17 protein-coding genes, 1 pseudogene and 1 other annotated feature (1 of these 19 running past the window's edge) are annotated in these 15,517 nt (G+C 56.9%); of the genes and pseudogenes, 7 read left to right on the top strand and 11 right to left on the bottom strand.

The features are described 5' to 3' along the window. Positions 1 to 69, top strand: a sequence feature (Phe leader region) (it extends 58 nt beyond the left edge of the window). 42 nt (positions 70 to 111) lie between these two features. Beyond that, a complete protein-coding gene (pheA, locus tag SERRSCBI_RS04005) occupies positions 112 to 1,269 on the top strand; it encodes a bifunctional chorismate mutase/prephenate dehydratase (RefSeq protein ID WP_042783716.1) in 1,158 nt (385 codons plus the stop codon). Positions 1,270 to 1,323: 54 nt separating this feature from the next. Here the strand turns inward: pheA and tyrA are convergent, their stop codons facing one another. Together tyrA and SERRSCBI_RS03995 are read right to left on the bottom strand one after the other, a co-directional pair. Further along, positions 1,324 to 2,445: a bifunctional chorismate mutase/prephenate dehydrogenase gene (gene tyrA, locus SERRSCBI_RS04000; protein ID WP_033641292.1), complete on the bottom strand. Its 1,122-nt coding sequence runs from the start codon at positions 2,443 to 2,445 to the stop codon at positions 1,324 to 1,326. A gap of 3 nt (positions 2,446 to 2,448) precedes the next feature. Beyond that, entirely contained in the window at positions 2,449 to 3,525 is a 1,077-nt protein-coding gene (locus SERRSCBI_RS03995) for a 3-deoxy-7-phosphoheptulonate synthase (RefSeq protein ID WP_016929016.1), read from the bottom strand. A 495-nt stretch (positions 3,526 to 4,020) separates the two neighbouring features. On the opposite strand from SERRSCBI_RS03995, the pseudogene SERRSCBI_RS03990 reads away from it, so the two are divergent. The 4 genes and pseudogenes from SERRSCBI_RS03990 to SERRSCBI_RS03975 all read left to right on the top strand — a co-directional run bounded on the left by SERRSCBI_RS03990 (position 4,021) and on the right by SERRSCBI_RS03975 (position 6,041). Then, positions 4,021 to 4,784, top strand: a pseudogene (locus SERRSCBI_RS03990) (YdiY family protein). Positions 4,785 to 5,028: 244 nt separating this feature from the next. Further along, complete coding sequence (locus SERRSCBI_RS03985) at positions 5,029 to 5,250, top strand: holin (RefSeq protein ID WP_033652732.1); 222 nt, start codon at positions 5,029 to 5,031, stop codon at positions 5,248 to 5,250. After that, positions 5,234 to 5,749 carry a lysozyme gene (locus tag SERRSCBI_RS03980; protein ID WP_033652733.1) on the top strand — a complete coding sequence of 172 codons (516 nt, stop codon included), beginning with the start codon at positions 5,234 to 5,236 and terminating at the stop codon, positions 5,747 to 5,749. Before SERRSCBI_RS03985 ends, SERRSCBI_RS03980 begins: the two co-directional genes overlap by 17 nt. 64 nt (positions 5,750 to 5,813) lie before the next feature. Beyond that, a complete protein-coding gene (locus tag SERRSCBI_RS03975; protein WP_033641912.1) occupies positions 5,814 to 6,041 on the top strand; it encodes an ogr/Delta-like zinc finger family protein in 228 nt (75 codons plus the stop codon). Between the two features lie 143 nt (positions 6,042 to 6,184). Here SERRSCBI_RS03975 and rplS read toward each other — a convergent pair whose 3' ends face one another. The 5 genes from rplS to ffh all read right to left on the bottom strand — a co-directional run bounded on the left by rplS (position 6,185) and on the right by ffh (position 9,801). Next, complete coding sequence (gene rplS, locus SERRSCBI_RS03970) at positions 6,185 to 6,541, bottom strand: 50S ribosomal protein L19 (protein ID WP_015376707.1); 357 nt, start codon at positions 6,539 to 6,541, stop codon at positions 6,185 to 6,187. 48 nt (positions 6,542 to 6,589) lie between these two features. Then, the gene (gene trmD / locus SERRSCBI_RS03965; protein ID WP_033641911.1) at positions 6,590 to 7,357 is read right to left on the bottom strand and encodes a tRNA (guanosine(37)-N1)-methyltransferase TrmD; all 768 of its coding nucleotides are present in this window, start codon (positions 7,355 to 7,357) and stop codon (positions 6,590 to 6,592) included. A 52-nt stretch (positions 7,358 to 7,409) separates the two neighbouring features. Further along, positions 7,410 to 7,958, bottom strand: a complete 549-nt coding sequence (rimM, locus tag SERRSCBI_RS03960; RefSeq protein WP_019455135.1) for a ribosome maturation factor RimM — start codon at positions 7,956 to 7,958, stop codon at positions 7,410 to 7,412. A gap of 18 nt (positions 7,959 to 7,976) precedes the next feature. Beyond that, entirely contained in the window at positions 7,977 to 8,225 is a 249-nt protein-coding gene (gene rpsP / locus SERRSCBI_RS03955) for a 30S ribosomal protein S16 (protein ID WP_004932501.1), read from the bottom strand. Positions 8,226 to 8,439: 214 nt separating this feature from the next. Next, on the bottom strand, positions 8,440 to 9,801 hold the full coding sequence (ffh, locus tag SERRSCBI_RS03950; RefSeq protein WP_004932504.1) for a signal recognition particle protein: 1,362 nt from the start codon (positions 9,799 to 9,801) through the stop codon (positions 8,440 to 8,442). Positions 9,802 to 9,970: 169 nt separating this feature from the next. Here ffh and SERRSCBI_RS03945 point away from each other — a divergent pair, with 169 nt between their 5' ends. Then, the gene (locus SERRSCBI_RS03945) at positions 9,971 to 10,762 is read left to right on the top strand and encodes an inner membrane protein YpjD (protein WP_004932506.1); all 792 of its coding nucleotides are present in this window, start codon (positions 9,971 to 9,973) and stop codon (positions 10,760 to 10,762) included. A gap of 42 nt (positions 10,763 to 10,804) precedes the next feature. Continuing rightward, entirely contained in the window at positions 10,805 to 12,094 is a 1,290-nt protein-coding gene (locus SERRSCBI_RS03940) for an HlyC/CorC family transporter (protein WP_016929024.1), read from the top strand. A 65-nt stretch (positions 12,095 to 12,159) separates the two neighbouring features. Here SERRSCBI_RS03940 and luxS read toward each other — a convergent pair whose 3' ends face one another. From luxS to yqaB, 4 genes are all read right to left on the bottom strand, one after another. Next, the gene (gene luxS / locus SERRSCBI_RS03935; protein ID WP_033641910.1) at positions 12,160 to 12,675 is read right to left on the bottom strand and encodes an S-ribosylhomocysteine lyase; all 516 of its coding nucleotides are present in this window, start codon (positions 12,673 to 12,675) and stop codon (positions 12,160 to 12,162) included. Between the two features lie 166 nt (positions 12,676 to 12,841). Further along, positions 12,842 to 14,404, bottom strand: coding sequence for a glutamate--cysteine ligase (gene gshA, locus SERRSCBI_RS03930; RefSeq protein WP_033641909.1), 1,563 nt, complete (start codon positions 14,402 to 14,404; stop codon positions 12,842 to 12,844). An 82-nt stretch (positions 14,405 to 14,486) separates the two neighbouring features. Then, positions 14,487 to 14,915, bottom strand: coding sequence for a YqaA family protein (locus SERRSCBI_RS03925; RefSeq protein WP_004932520.1), 429 nt, complete (start codon positions 14,913 to 14,915; stop codon positions 14,487 to 14,489). Then, positions 14,912 to 15,478 carry a fructose-1-phosphate/6-phosphogluconate phosphatase gene (yqaB, locus tag SERRSCBI_RS03920; RefSeq protein ID WP_042783715.1) on the bottom strand — a complete coding sequence of 189 codons (567 nt, stop codon included), beginning with the start codon at positions 15,476 to 15,478 and terminating at the stop codon, positions 14,912 to 14,914. Before yqaB ends, SERRSCBI_RS03925 begins: the two co-directional genes overlap by 4 nt. Positions 15,479 to 15,517: the final 39 nt, after the last annotated feature.

Raw genomic sequence — 15,517 nt, 5'->3', positions numbered from 1 at the left:
GTTTCGTCGTGTGAGAAAGAATGCGAAGACGAACAACAAGGCCTCCTGGAAACAGGGGGCTTTTTTTATGGCTGTTTTACAACGAATAAGAACTGAAGGCGGAAGCTGATTATGACTGACAACCCGTTATTGGTGCTGCGCGAGCGCATCAGCGCACTGGACTTGAAACTGTTGGCCTTGCTGGCGGAACGCCGTGAGCTGGCGATCGAAGTCGGCAAGACCAAGCTGCACTCTCACCGCCCGATCCGTGACAAAGAGCGCGAACGCGATCTGCTGGATGCGCTGATCGCCGCCGCCAAGCCTTACGACCTGGACGGTTTCTACGTCACCCGCCTGTTCCAACTGATCATTGAAGACTCCGTTCTGACCCAGCAGGCGCTGTTGCAGCACCAGCTCAACCCCGTCAGCCAGCATTCCGCCCGCATCGCTTTCCTCGGCCCGAAAGGCTCTTATTCACATCTGGCGGCGCGCCAATACGCTGCCCGCCACTTCGATCGGCTGATCGAATGCGGCTGCCAGAAGTTTCAAGATATTTTCGCCCAGGTGGAAACCGGCCAGGCGGACTACGCGATTTTGCCGATCGAGAACACCAGCTCCGGTTCGATAAACGAGGTCTACGATCTGCTGCAACACACCAGCCTGTCGATCGTCGGCGAACTGACTAACCCTATCAACCACTGCGTTCTGATCGCCGGCGACAGCGATCTGAGCCAGATAGAAACCGTCTACAGCCATCCGCAGCCGTTCCAACAGTGCAGCCAGTTCCTTAACCGCTTCCCGCACTGGAAAATCGAATACACCGAAAGCACGGCGGCCGCGATGGAGAAAGTCGCCAAGCTGAATTCACCGAAGGTGGCTGCACTGGGCAGCGAGGCCGGCGGCGCGCTGTACGGGCTGCAGGTGCTGGAACACAATCTCGCCAACCAGCAGCAAAACATCACCCGCTTTATCGTCCTGGCGCGCAAAGCGATCGATGTCTCCGAACAGGTGCCGGCAAAAACCACGCTGATCATGGCAACCGGCCAGCAATCCGGCGCGTTGGTCGAAGCGCTGCTGGTTCTGCGCGACAACGGCATCATCATGACCAAACTGGAATCACGCCCGATCAACGGCAATCCGTGGGAAGAGATGTTTTATATCGATGTGCAAGCCAATCTGCGTGCCGACGCGATGCAAAAAGCGCTGCGCGATCTGGCGCCAATCACCCGCTCGCTGAAGGTACTGGGCTGTTACCCAAGCGACACCGTGGTGCCGGTCAACCCATCCTGAAACCATAAAAAAAGGTTCGGCCAAGCCGAACCCTTTACGTTTACCGCCCGCGTTTTACTGTCGGCTGTCGTTAGCCTGCCGCAACAGCGTGCGGCTCTCCACCAGGAAGCGTTGGGCGTAATCGCCGAACCAGTGCTCCACCTTGCGGAAACTGTCGATAAACGCCTGTTTGTCGCCATGCTCCAACAACTTTATCGCCTCGCCGAAGCGCTGGTAGTAACGCTTAATCAGCGCCACGTTTTCTTCCGACGACATGATGATATCGGCGTAAAGTTGCGGATCCTGCGCAAACAGGCGGCCAACCATCGCCAGCTCCAACCGGTAGATCGGCGAGGAGAGCGCCAGCAACTGCTCCAGTTGCACGTTCTCTTCCGCCAGATGCAACCCGTAGGCGAAGGTGGCGAAGTGCCGCAGCGCCTGAATAAACGCCATGTTCTGATCGTGTTCGACCGCGCTGATGCGATGCAGCCGCGCGCCCCACACCTGCAGCTGCTCAAGCAACCATTGGTAAGCCTCCGGCTGGCGGCCGTCGCAGTAAACCACTACCTGCTTCGCCACGCTGCCCACGTCCGGGCCGAACATCGGGTGCAATCCCACCACAGGGCCGCTGTGCGCCGCCAACATCGCATGCAGCGGACGGTTCTTCACCGACGCCAAATCCACCAGAATACAGTCGGCAGGCAGCGTCGGCAGGCGGCTTATCACCTGCTCGGTCACATGGATCGGCACGCTGACGATCACCATGCCGGCGTCTGCCAGCAGCTGTTCCGCCTGCGGCCAATCTTCCTGATCCAATACCCTGACCTGATAACCCGACAGCGTCAGCAAGCGGTTGAACAGCCGGCCCATCTGGCCGTTGCCGCCGATGATGACGATCGGCCGCAGCTGCGGACACAGAGTTTTAAAGCCTTTATCATTCTCGCTGACGTACGATTCGCGCATCACGCGGCGCAAGACGTCCTCGATCAGATCCGGCGGCACCCCGAGGTTTTCCGCCTCCTGGCGACGCGAGGCCAGCATCGCGGCTTCGCGCTCCGGTACGTAAACCGGCAGGCCATGACGGCTTTTGACTTCGCCCACTTCCGCTACCAGATGCAGGCGTTTCGCCAGCAGATCCAGCAGCGCTTTATCCACCTCATCGATTTGATCGCGCAGCGCGGTCAGTTCTGCCACCATAACTTACTTTTCTCCCGTGCGGGCCGTCAGCGCAGCGCCGAGTTCCTGATGCATATGGCGCAACAGGGTTTCCGTACTCTCCCAGTTGATGCAGGCGTCGGTGACGGACACACCGTAACGCATGTCTGCACGCGGCTGTTCGGAAGACTGATTGCCCTCATGCAGATGGCTCTCCAGCATAATGCCGGTGATTGAGCGGTTACCCGCCTTGATCTGCTCCACCACGGACTCGGCAACCGCCGGCTGACGGCGATAGTCTTTATTCGAGTTGCCATGGCTGCAATCTATCATCAAGGACGGGTGGAGTCCCGCCTCAAGCATCTGTTTTTCACAGGCCGCAACGTGCTCAGCGCTGTAGTTCGGCGTTTTGCCGCCGCGCAGGATCACGTGCCCATCCGGGTTGCCCTGAGTCTGCAGCAGGCAAACCTGGCCTGCCTGGTTAATGCCGACGAAGCGATGCGGCATGGCAGCGGCGCGCATGGCGTTGATGGCGGTACCCAGGCTGCCGTCGGTGCCGTTTTTGAACCCGACCGGCATCGACAGGCCGGATGCCATTTCTCGGTGGGTCTGAGATTCGGTGGTACGCGCGCCGATCGCCGACCAGCTGAACAAATCGCCCAGGTACTGCGGGCTGTTCGGATCCAACGCTTCGGTAGCCAACGGCAAGCCCATGCCCACCAGATCCAGCAACAGGCGACGCGCGATATGCAAGCCTGCTTCAACATCAAACGAACCGTCCATGTACGGATCGTTGATCAAACCTTTCCAGCCGACAGTGGTTCTGGGTTTTTCAAAGTAGACGCGCATAACGATATACAGCTGATCGCTCAAGTCAGCCGCCAGGGTTTTCAAACGACGGGCGTAGTCCAGCGCCGCATCCGGATCGTGGATCGAACAAGGCCCACACACCACCAACAGGCGATGATCGCGCCCCTGCAAAATGTTGGCGATGGTGTTACGCGCAGTGGCGATTTCATTTTCGTCGTCGGCGCTGAGCGGGAACTGGTTCTTCAGCTCCTCCGGCGTGATGAGAACCTGTTCTGCACTGATGTGTACGTTATTGAGCGCGTCTTTTTGCATGATGCTATTCCTGTCGTTTGGCGTTATGCGTTGAAATGGAACATTGAGCGTTTCAGGGGTCTACCCTATCATGATATGTAAAGTTTTCAATCCATTTTCCGTAAATAAAAGATTACCGTCATTATCTTGCTTAAACCACCTTTGAGTCAGGGTTGCGAAAGTAGATTTAAACTCAACAAATACAATATATTAAACAATTAAACAGCCCATCATCACGCTGTAACCCCTCCTGCCTAACAAAGCCATTTATCGTAAACATATTTGTACATTATATTTTACAGCGAGGATGCACGCCCCATCTCGGCACCGGCGGCCGGGCGAAGCAGGATCAGCACGGAATGCCGTCGAAAGCGATGAATTTAAGTAGAAGAAAAGCGAATAAATGAGGGATAAAAATTAAAAACTTAAGCTAATGGCGGCTATTTTTGTCGCCGAAATGAACCGATATAATGTGACCGTCATCAACAATAATCACCCTTAACAACTGGATCCAAGATGCTCTCTTCCCGCGCTCGTCGCGCTTTTCCGCTGTATATTTGCTGCTTAACGACTTTCACCAGTGTTTCAGCCCTTGCCGACAATACGCTTTTCACCGCGATGGACGATCCGGCCACCGCCAAGAAACCGTTCGAAGGCAACGTGCAGGCGGGCTACAACGCCCAGTCCGGCAACTCGCAGAGTTCCACTCTGTTGGCCAATACCAACATGACCTGGTTCAACACCGACGCGGCGTACAGCCTGTGGGGGCGGCCAACAACACCACCTCTTCCAACGTGCGCTCGTCCGAAAAGTATCAGGCCGGCGGCCGTACGCGCTATAACCTGACCGATCGCAACTACCTGTTCGGCCAGGCCAGCTGGCTGAGCGACCGTTTCAACGGTTACGACTCACGCTCCACGCTGACCAGCGGCTATGGCCGTCAAATCCTCAACGGGCCGCTCAGCGACCTGCGGGTGGAATTCGGTCCCGGCGTGCGCCATGACGAATACCATGGCGGCGGCCGCTCGACCAAAGGGCTGGCCTATGGCGCGGCCAACTATTCCTATCAGCTCACCGACAACACCAAGTTCATTCAGGGCGTCTCCGCACTGGCGAACGAAGAAACCACGCTGAACTCGGAAAGCGCGTTGAACGTGGCGATCAACGATCGCTTTTCACTGCGCGTAGCTTACACCGTGACCTACAACAGCAAGCCACCGGCCTCCGCGCCGAAGAACACCGACACGACAACCTCGGTCACGCTGGTCTACGGCCTGTAACCTGCCCGCCCATGATTTCTCGAAGCCCATCATCGATGGGCTTTTTTTATGCGCGCAGTCACCTTTTGCACAATCTGCTAAAAATATTCACCCCACCCATTGACGACTTTAGCAAATAGCTTAATACTGTATGCATATACAGTAATTATTATACAGGTCAGGAGCATGACGGATATCGATAGCGAGCTGCCAAGCATCGATGCCTTCGGATCCCGAGGTTCTGTAAACGAAGCGAGCATAAGCTATGGAGAAAATCACCTCATTCATCACCTATGCCATGGCGCTGTTCCTCGCCTGGCTGGGCAAACTGTCTCCGCAGGACATTGCCTTTTTAGTCGGCGCCGCAGTAGGCATCGGCACTTTCCTGGTGAACTGGTATTACCGACGTAAAAGCCTGCAGATCTTGAAGGCTATTGAGCGCAATGCGGCATCACGGAGGAAAATTTTCGATGAGTGCAATCGTTAAACGCTGCAGCGTCGCCGCCGTTTTAGCCATCGCCGTGTTGTTGCCGTCGTTCGGCGAGCTGCAAACCTCAGAAACCGGCCTCAGGCTGATCGCCGATCTCGAAGGTTGCCGACTGTCTCCTTACCAGTGCAACGCCGGGGTATGGACACAGGGCATTGGGCACACCGCCGGCGTCATCCCTGGCAAGGCGATAGATGAACGGAAAGCCGCTGCGGATTTGGTAGACGATGTTCGCCGCACCGAGCGCGGCATGGCCGCCTGTCTACCGCAAACGCTCTCGCAAGAAACCTATGATGCGGTGATCGCCTTCGCCTTCAACGTGGGTATCAGCGCCGCCTGCCATTCCACGCTGGTCGCGCTGCTGCAGCAGGGTCAGTGGCAGCAGGCCTGCGATCAGTTGCCACGCTGGGTTTATGTAAATGGAAAGAAAAACAAGGGGCTGGAACAGCGACGCGCCATGGAACGCGCACTGTGCTTGCAAGGTATTGCCTCATCATGACGGGCTCGCTCGCCTAAGTAGTGATGCCACAACAATTTCACTTAATTTGTTCAAGGGGGTTCTTATGATGCACTGTCCATTATGCGGTCACGTGGCCCACACTCGCTCCAGCCGCTATCTGAGCGAGTCGACCAAAGAGCGTTACCATCAATGCCGCAACATCAATTGCAGCTGCACGTTCGCCACGCACGAATCCGTCGCGAGGGTGATCGTCAAACCTGGCGATGACATTATCCCGGCGCAGCCTCACCCGCCGGAGAGTCAGCAGAAACAAAGCGCCGCGGCGCTGTAATGCAAAAAGCCTGCTTATGCAGGCTTTATTAAGTTGGCGATGCGCAGATGAAATCTCGCAAATGCAACCTGTCGAGGTTTTAAGATAAAAAAAGGGGTTGGCATAGGCCAACCCCTGATAACTATTAACTTTTGGATGCAGCGTTAGTTAACGCGGTTCAGACGCTCTTTGATACGAGCAGCCTTACCAGTACGTTCACGCAGGTAGTACAGTTTAGCTTTACGAACGGCACCACGACGTTTAACAGTAATGCTGTCGATTACTGGGGAGTGAGTCTGGAATACGCGCTCAACACCTTCGCCGTTGGAAATCTTACGAACAGTGAATGCAGAGTGCAGACCGCGGTTACGGATAGCGATAACCACGCCCTCGAATGCCTGCAGACGTTTTTTGCTACCTTCAACGACCCATACCTTCACTTCCACGGAATCACCCGGACGGAATGCAGGTACGTCTTGTTTCATCTGCTCTTGTTCAAGTTGCTTAATAATGTTGCTCATAATATGTCTCTTACCCTAGGTAAACTGATATATCGGTCCCGTCTGATGTCAGACGTTTCCTTCATAGTCCTGTTGCCTGGTCTGATGTTCCCGTTGGAACTCAGCCAGCAACACCGCTTGCTCGTCAGTCAGAGCTAGGCTTTCTAGAAGTTCAGGTCTTCTAAGCCAGGTTCGGCCCAGCGACTGCTTTAAGCGCCAGCGACGTATCTCGGCATGGTTGCCCGACAGCAGAACCGGCGGTACTTCCATTCCTTCCAACACCTCGGGGCGGGTATAGTGCGGGCAGTCCAGCAATCCATCGGCGAAAGAGTCTTCCTCCGCTGAGGCCTGATGGCCCAGCACACCCGGTATGAAACGGGCGACTGAATCAATCAGGGTCATCGCCGGCAGTTCCCCGCCGCTGAGAACGTAATCGCCGATTGACCATTCTTCGTCAATTTCGGTTTGGATTACGCGCTCGTCTATCCCTTCGTAACGGCCGCACACCAGAATCATCTTCTGATTGGCCGCCAGTTCGCACACGCCGGTTTGATCCAGCTTGCGCCCCTGAGGTGACAGATAAATCACCTTTGCTCCCTCGCCTGCCGCTGCTTTCGCCGCATGAATGGCTTCCCGTAAAGGTTGCACCATCATCAGCATTCCCGGGCCGCCGCCGTAAGGGCGATCGTCCACGGTACGATGCCGGTCGTAGGTGAAGTCGCGAGGACTCCAACACTGCACGCTCAGCAGGCCATTTTTTACTGCCCGGCCAGTCACCCCGTAATCGGTGATAGCGCGGAACATCTCAGGAAACAGGCTTACAATACCGATGAACACAAGCCAATCCCCTTACCGTTATTCCACTTGCTTCGACCGTTTGATCCGGGGGTCAAAAACCAGGATCCCAATCTGCCTCAATCACGCGGGCAGTGAGATCGACTTTCTTGATAACCTGCCCATGAAGAAACGGAATCAACCGCTCCTTCATGCCGAACGCATCTTTCAGGTTCGCTTTCACAACCATCACATCGTTCGAGCCGGTTTCCATCATATCGATGACTTTACCCAGCTCGTAGCCGGCGGTGGTGACTACCTGGCAGCCCATCAGGTCTTTCCAGTAGTAATCGTCACCCTCCAGCGGAGGAAGTTGCTCAGAATCCACCATAATCTCGCGATTGGTCAGCAGATTCGCCGCGTCCCGATCGTCAATGCCTTTGACTTTGATGATCAGATCCTGACTGTGGCGCTTCCAGTCTTCCAACTCGATATGCTGCCACTGACCCGCCTGCTGGATAAACCACGGCTGATAGTCAAAAATGCTTTCGGCGTTCTCGGTGGATGAAAACACTCTGAGCCAACCACGAATGCCGTAAGCGGACCCCATTTTACCGAGTACAATCGGCTGCTTAGGCGCTACCGGTTTGAGTTGCTTGCTCATTGCCACCACCGCGACAGATTAAGCTGCTTTCTTAGCGTCTTTGATCAGCGCGTGAACGCGATCAGAAACGGTTGCACCCAGACCAACCCAGTGCTCGATGCGGTCCAGGTCCAGACGCAGTGCTTCAGCCTGACCGGAAGCGATCGGGTTGAAGAAGCCTACGCGCTCGATGAAACGACCATCACGAGCGTTGCGGCTGTCGGTCACTACTACTTGATAGAACGGACGCTTTTTAGCGCCGCCACGTGCCAAACGAATTGTTACCATAACATCCTCTTTAGTTAATAAAACAGCCGGGCCCCATTGAGGGACGGGGCCCGGTTGCAATATAAAAAGCCCGAAAATTTTACTCATTTTGGCGCAAAAAGCAATCTAAAGCGTCGATCGCAGGGGACAACTTTTGCAGCCTGTCAAATTTCGGGCGGTTTTCACCGCGAACGGCGAATGCTGAAAGCGCCCGCACTCGGCGTGCGGAGGCCCGTCAGCGGCCTGGGAAGCCCGGCGGCATCATACCTTTCATGCCACGCATCATCTTCGCCATACCGCCTTTCTTCATCTTCTTCATCATACGCTGCATTTCGTCGAACTGCTTCAGCAAGCGGTTGACATCCTGCACCTGCATGCCGGCCCCCATCGCGATGCGGCGCTTGCGCGAGCCCTTGATGATTTCCGGTTTGGCGCGCTCTTTCAGCGTCATCGAGTTGATGATCGCCTCCATGCGCACCAACACTTTGTCGTCCATCTGCGACTTGACGTTATCCGGCAGCTGGCCCGCGCCCGGCAGCTTGCTCAGCATATTGGCCATGCCGCCCATGTTGCGCATCTGCTTGAGCTGCTCCAGGAAGTCGGTCAGATCGAAACCGTCGCCCTTCTTCAGCTTGTTGGCCAGTTTCTCCGCCTGCTCGCGGTCGACCTTGCTTTCGATATCTTCGATCAGCGACAGCACGTCGCCCATGCCCAGGATGCGTGACGCCACGCGATCCGGATAGAACGGCTCCAGCGCTTCGGTCTTCTCGCCGACGCCGAGGAACTTGATCGGCTTGCCGGTGATGTGGCGGATGGACAACGCCGCACCGCCGCGCGCATCGCCGTCGACCTTGGTCAGCACCACGCCGGTCAGCGGCAGCGCTTCGTTAAACGCCTTGGCGGTATTGGCGGCGTCCTGGCCGGTCATGGCGTCGACCACGAACAGGGTTTCCACCGGCTTGATGGCCGCGTGCACCTGTTTGATCTCGTCCATCATCGCTTCGTCAACGTGCAGACGGCCGGCGGTATCGACGATCAGTACGTCATAGAACTTCAGCTTGGCCTGCTGCAACGCGCGGTTGACGATGTCGATCGGTTTTTCTTTGACGTCGGACGGGAAGAAATCGATGCCGACACCTTCCGCCAGCGTTTCCAGCTGTTTGATCGCCGCCGGGCGATAAACGTCCGCGGAAACCACCAACACTTTCTTCTTCTGTTTTTCTTTCAGGAACTTGCCGAGCTTACCGACGCTGGTGGTTTTACCGGCGCCCTGCAGGCCCGCCATCAGCACCACGGCCGGCGGCTGAGCCGCCAGATTCAGCTCGGTGTTGACTTCGCCCATCGCGGCGATCAGCTCGCCCTTGACGATCTTGACGAACTCCTGCCCCGGCGTCAGGCTCTTGTTGACTTCATGGCCAACCGCGCTCTCTTTTACGCGGTTGATGAAGTCGCGCACCACCGGCAGCGCAACGTCCGCTTCCAGCAATGCCATACGCACTTCACGCAGGGTTTCCTTGATATTTTCTTCGGTCAGCCGCCCGCGGCCGCTGATATTGCGCAACGTGCGCGACAATCGATCGGTTAAATTTTCAAACATCGTCTCATGCTCAACGTGTAATGACAGGCCGCTCCGGCGACACAATTGCGCCGATGATAACACGAAGCGAGCAGGATCTCTGCCTCAGCGTTGGAGATAGGTTGGAGTGAAACGCGCGCAACGTTATACTGACACTCCAATTAACCACGCCGAAGCAAAATTAAACGCTATGCCAGTTTTCTCCATTGTGGCTTTGATGGCCTACCTGCTCAGCCTTGGACTGATCATTCCCAGTTTGTTGCGGAAGAACAGCGCATACCGTCGGCTTGCCCTCGTCTCGGCGGTGGTGGCGCTGATTTGCCACGCCATCGCGCTGCAGCAGCGCATCTTTGACGTCAGCGCCGGGCAGAATCTCAGCCTGCTGAACATTGGTTCCATCGTCAGCCTGATCATCTGCTCGGTGATGACCTTCGTCGCTTCGCGCGATCGCGGCTGGTTCCTGCTGCCAATCGTCTACAGCTTCGCGATGATCAACCTGGCCTTCGCCAGCTTTATGCCCGGCGAGTTCATCACTCACCTGGAGGCCAGCCCGGAACTGATGGTGCATATCGGCCTGGCGCTGTTCTCTTACGCCACCCTGATCATCGCCGCGCTCTATGCCTTGCAGCTCGCCTGGCTCGACTACCTGTTGAAAAACAAGAAGCTGACCTTCAGCGCCGACATGCCGCCGCTGATGAGCATTGAACGCAAGATGTTCCATATCACCCAGATCGGCGTGGTGCTGCTGACGCTCACCCTGTGCACCGGCCTGCTGTACATGGATAATCTGTTCAGCAAAGAGAACGTGCATAAAGCCGTGCTGTCGATCATGGCCTGGTTCGTGTATATCGTGCTGTTGTGGGGCCACTACCATGAGGGCTGGCGCGGCCGCCGCGTCGTCTGGTTCAGCTTCGCCGGCGCCTTCCTGCTGACGCTCGCCTACTTCGGCAGCCGTCTGATTCAGCAGGTGATGGTGCGCTAGGCCAGCCTGGCTCAATTCTCCCTCTCTATAAGGAATACTGCATTGGAGCATGTGTCGACGGGGACCCTCATCATTATCCTGGTGATCATGATCGTGGTCTCCGCTTACTTCTCCGCCTCCGAAACCGGCATGATGACGCTCAACCGTTATCGCCTGCGTCACCTGTCCAAACAGGGCAACCGCTCGGCGCGTCGGGTCGAGAAGCTGCTGCAAAAACCGGATCGGCTGATCGGCCTGGTGCTGATCGGCAACAACCTGGTCAACATCCTCGCTTCGGCGCTGGCGACCATCGTCGGCATGCGGCTGTATGGCGATCTCGGCGTGGCGATTGCGACCGGCATACTGACTTTCGCCGTGCTGCTGTTCGCCGAAGTGCTGCCGAAGACCTTCGCCGCACTCTATCCGGAACGTATCGCCTTCCCCAGCAGCGTCCTGCTGGCCCCGTTGCAAAAGGTGATGTTCCCGCTGGTCTGGCTGCTCAACGGCATCACCAGCCTGACCTTACGCCTGTTCGGCATTCGCACCAACGTGCGCATCAGCGACGCCGTCAGCAAGGACGAGCTGCGCACCATCGTGCGCGAATCCCAGTCGCAGATCTCCCGCCGCAATCAGGACATGCTGATCTCGGTGCTGGATCTGGAAAAGGTGACGGTCAACGACATCATGGTGCCGCGCACCGAGATCGTCGGCATCGACGTCAACGACGACTGGAAGTCGATCATGCGCCAGCTGACCCACTCGCCGCACGGCCGCATCGTGTTGTATCGCAGCTCGCTGGACGATGCGATCGGCATGCTGCGCGTGCGCGAAGCCTACCGCCTGATGACCGAGAAAAAAGAGTTCAACAAAGAGAACCTGCTGCGCGCCGCCGATGAGATCTATTTCGTTCCGGAAGGCACGCCGCTCAACGTGCAGCTGGTGAAATTCCAGCGCAACAAAGAGAAGGTCGGCATCGTGGTCGACGAGTACGGCGACATTCAGGGACTGGTCACGGTGGAAGACATCCTCGAGGAGATCGTGGGCGATTTCACCACCTCGATGTCACCCACGCTGGCGGAAGAAGTCACGCCGCAGAGCGACGGTTCGGTCTTGATCGACGGCACCGCCAACGTGCGCGAGCTGAACAAGGCCTTCAACTGGACCTTGCCGGCCAATGAAGCCCGTACCGTCAACGGCATGCTGCTGGAAGAGCTGGAAGAGATCCCCGAAATCGGCACCCGGGTGCGCATCGGTCATTACGATATCGACATCCTCGACGTGCAGGGCAACATGATTAAACAGGTGCGGGTCACGCCGATCACCTCGCTGCAGTCCAGCGTCGGCCATCATTAGCCCTCGGCCAGAACGTAAAAAAGACGCGAAATCGCGTCTTTTTTTATTTTGCGGGCCACGCACGACTAGATATGCAGTTCCTGCAGCTTCTCTTTCGGCAGCGCCAGCTCGTCGTTGTGGTTCACCACCACGCCGTGATCCAGAATGTGCTTGGCGATTTCCTGCGCTTCTTCCAGCGAGTGCATATGGTAGGTGCCGCACTGGTACTCGTTAAGCTCAGGGATCTTGCGCTGATCGGTCACTTTCAGCACGTCGGCCATCGCCGCTTTCCAGGCATCGGCAACGCGCTGCTCTTCCGGCACGCCGATCAGGCTCATGTAGAAACCGGTGCGACAGCCCATCGGGGAGATGTCGATAATTTCCACGCCCTGGCCGTTCAGGTGGTCACGCATAAAGCCGGCGAACAAGTGCTCCAGCGTGTGAATGCCGCGCTCGGGCATCACTTCCAGGTTCGGGCGGCAAAAACGCAGATCAAACACCGTGATGGTATCGCCATGAGGCGTTTTCATGGTTTTTGCAACGCGGACAGCCGGAGCTGCCATACGGGTATGATCGACGGTAAAGCTATCCAGCAATGGCATTTCGCTACCTCCTCGTAAAAGAGCATTTATTTCGAAACTTTTTTTCCTAACCGGGAAACCTTTTCCAACCCTGCGAGTCTGAGTATGTGAAAGACGCGCATTTGTTATCATCATCCCTGTCATCAGAGATGCATATTTGGCCACATTGATGTGGCCTTTTTCTTTTTCAGCTTCCGCCGTTTTGCTTCAGGAACGCTTCAAAGCTTAGCGTATCATTGGCTTCTATGTCGCGTTGGCGCTGCCACGAGGCTTCCCGCTCTTTATCCAGCTCGGCTTCGTTCAGGATTTCCAACGGTTCTTCCAGCAATGTCTGGCGATACTGCTCCGCCAGCTGCAAACCGACGCGCCCGGTGCCTTCCGCCTTCATTGCCTTGAGAATGCGCGCGGAGAAGGTCAGTTCAGGATCGTCAAACGCGGCGACCAGCTCATCGCACACCTGCTGGTATTGACGATCGCCGGCTTCGCCGTCCAGCACTTCCGCCACCCGGCGCAGATCGGCGAACAGCGCCTTGCCGACTTTCTCCAGCGGCTCATGGCTGGCGCCACAGCCGATGCCGATGGTCTGGCCCGGCTTGCGCCCTTCGAGGATCACCCGGTTCCAGTTCTTGCGCGTGCACAGCAGCTCATCGCTGCTCATCTCCGGTGCATCCGCCAGCGCGCACCACACCAGGAACAGATCAAGGAAACGCGCCTGCACCGCATCCACGCCGATCGGCGAGAATGGATTGATGTCCAGCGAACGCACTTCAATGTATTCGATACCGCCGCGCAGCAGCGCGTCCGACGGCGTCTCGCCGCTTTGGGTCACGCGCTTTGGCCGGATCGGCGCATACAGCTCATTCTCGATTTGCAGAACGTTGCTGTTCAGCTGCAGGTAGCGATCGCCCTCTTTCACGCCCAGCTTGGCGAACTCTTCGGAAGGCGTGGCGATCGCCCGCTTCAAACCGGCCACATAGCTGTGCAGATCGTTGAAGGTGATGCCCAGATTACTCTGCGATTTATTGGTATAACCCAAGTCGCTCAGGCGCAGCGAAGTGGCGTACGGCAGGTAGCACATACCCTGCTCGGTGCGCTCGAACGGCAGATTGGTCTCGCGCCCTTTGAGGAACGAAGAACAAATGGCCGGCGATGCGCCGAACAGATACGGGATCACCCAGCCGAAACGGTAATAGTTGCGGATCAGGCGGAAATAACCGGCCGAGATCTGCTCTTTACCGCTTTCTGCGTCCTGCACGCCGGCCCAGGCCTGCCAAAATTCCAGCGGCAGCGAGAAGTTGTAGTGCACGCCGGAAATGGTCTGCATCAGCGCGCCATAGCGATTCTTCAGCCCTTCACGGTACAGCGTCTTCATGCGGCCGATGTTCGACGAACCGAACTGCGCCAGCTCGATGTCCTGCTCGGCTTCGATAAAGCACGGCATGCTGAGCGGCCACATGCGCTCATCGCCAATGTTGCGCGCCACGTAGCGATGAATATCGCGCAGGAACGTCAGCAAGTGATCGATATTGTCATCAACCGGCGTAATGAACTCTAACAGCGCCTCGGCGAAATCCGTGGTGATCCAGTGGTGCGTCAATGCCGCCCCCAGCTTTTCCGGATGCCCGGTGGTCGCCAAGGTGCCGTTCGGCGTGACTCGCAGCGTTTCACGCTCGATGCCGCGACGAATGCCTTTTAATGCCTGGGGATGGGCTTCCAACCAAGAAAGCGCCTGTGATACGTCCGGGATCAAATTGACCTCCCGCTTCTAAAAACAATAACTCGTAAGCATACTGAATCCGCACCCGAGAGAATATTGAGTTATATTCACTTGGTTACTGCCACCAGGCGATGCCCTGTACCGTTATCATAGCCAAAACGATGTAACGCAGCGCCTTTCCGATACACAGAAACAGCGCGACAGAGCCCCAGGGCATGCGCAGCCAACCTGCCAACACGCACAACAAATCGCCCACTACCGGCACCCAGCTGAGCAACAGCGCAGCCGGGCCAAAGCGCTGCAGCCACCCGAGCGCCGTTGCCAACCCTCGCTGTGGTTTCAACGCCGGTAACAGGCGCCCGATAATGACATTGGTCAACCCGCCAAGAGTGTTGCCCAGGGTCGCGGCCAGCACCAGCAACTCCGGCGAGACGCGACTCTGGGTCAGCAAGGCGACCAGAACGATTTCTGAATTTCCCGGCAGCAGCGTCGCACTGAGGAAGCTGCTGCCAAATAACGATATTACGGCTAGCGTACTACTCACAGCGTACGAACGTCTACCACAGCCATGCCGGCATTTTTCGCCGCCTGAATGCCAAACTCGGCGTCTTCAAACACCACGCATTTTTCCGGCGGCACGCCGATCAGTTCGGCACAGCGCAGGAAGGTATCCGGCTCCGGTTTATGGCGCTGCACGTCGTCCGCACCGACGATCGCGTCGAAGCAGTTGAACAGGCCGAGATGACGCAGCAGCATTTCCGCCATGCGGTGCTCGCTGCCGGTGCCGACCGCCATCGGACGGCGGCCGTGATAGGACTTCACCACCTCGATCAATGGCAATGGACGCACGCTATCCAGCAGCATCGCTTCCACCGCGCGCGTTTTCTCCGCCGCCAGGTGATGGGGATCGAGATCGGCCTGATGGCTGGCGATAATCGCCTGAGCGATGCGCCAGGTCGGTGAACCGCTCAGCGCCACCATGGCCGCTTCATCAAACGTCATGCCATAACGGGACAGCACTTCGCGCCACGCTTTACGGTGCGTTGACTCAGTGTCCAGAATCGTGCCGTCCATGTCGAAAATAAGACCCTGATAGCGGTCGTACATCGTTACTCCATGATCGTTGAGGAAAGAAAACTACTTTAG

The organism is Serratia sp. SCBI, assembly GCF_000747565.1.
GTDB classification, from domain to species: domain Bacteria; phylum Pseudomonadota; class Gammaproteobacteria; order Enterobacterales; family Enterobacteriaceae; genus Serratia; species Serratia ureilytica.
The sequence above is the reverse complement of the archived record's forward strand: the minus strand, read 5'-3'. Positions and strand labels throughout refer to the sequence as shown.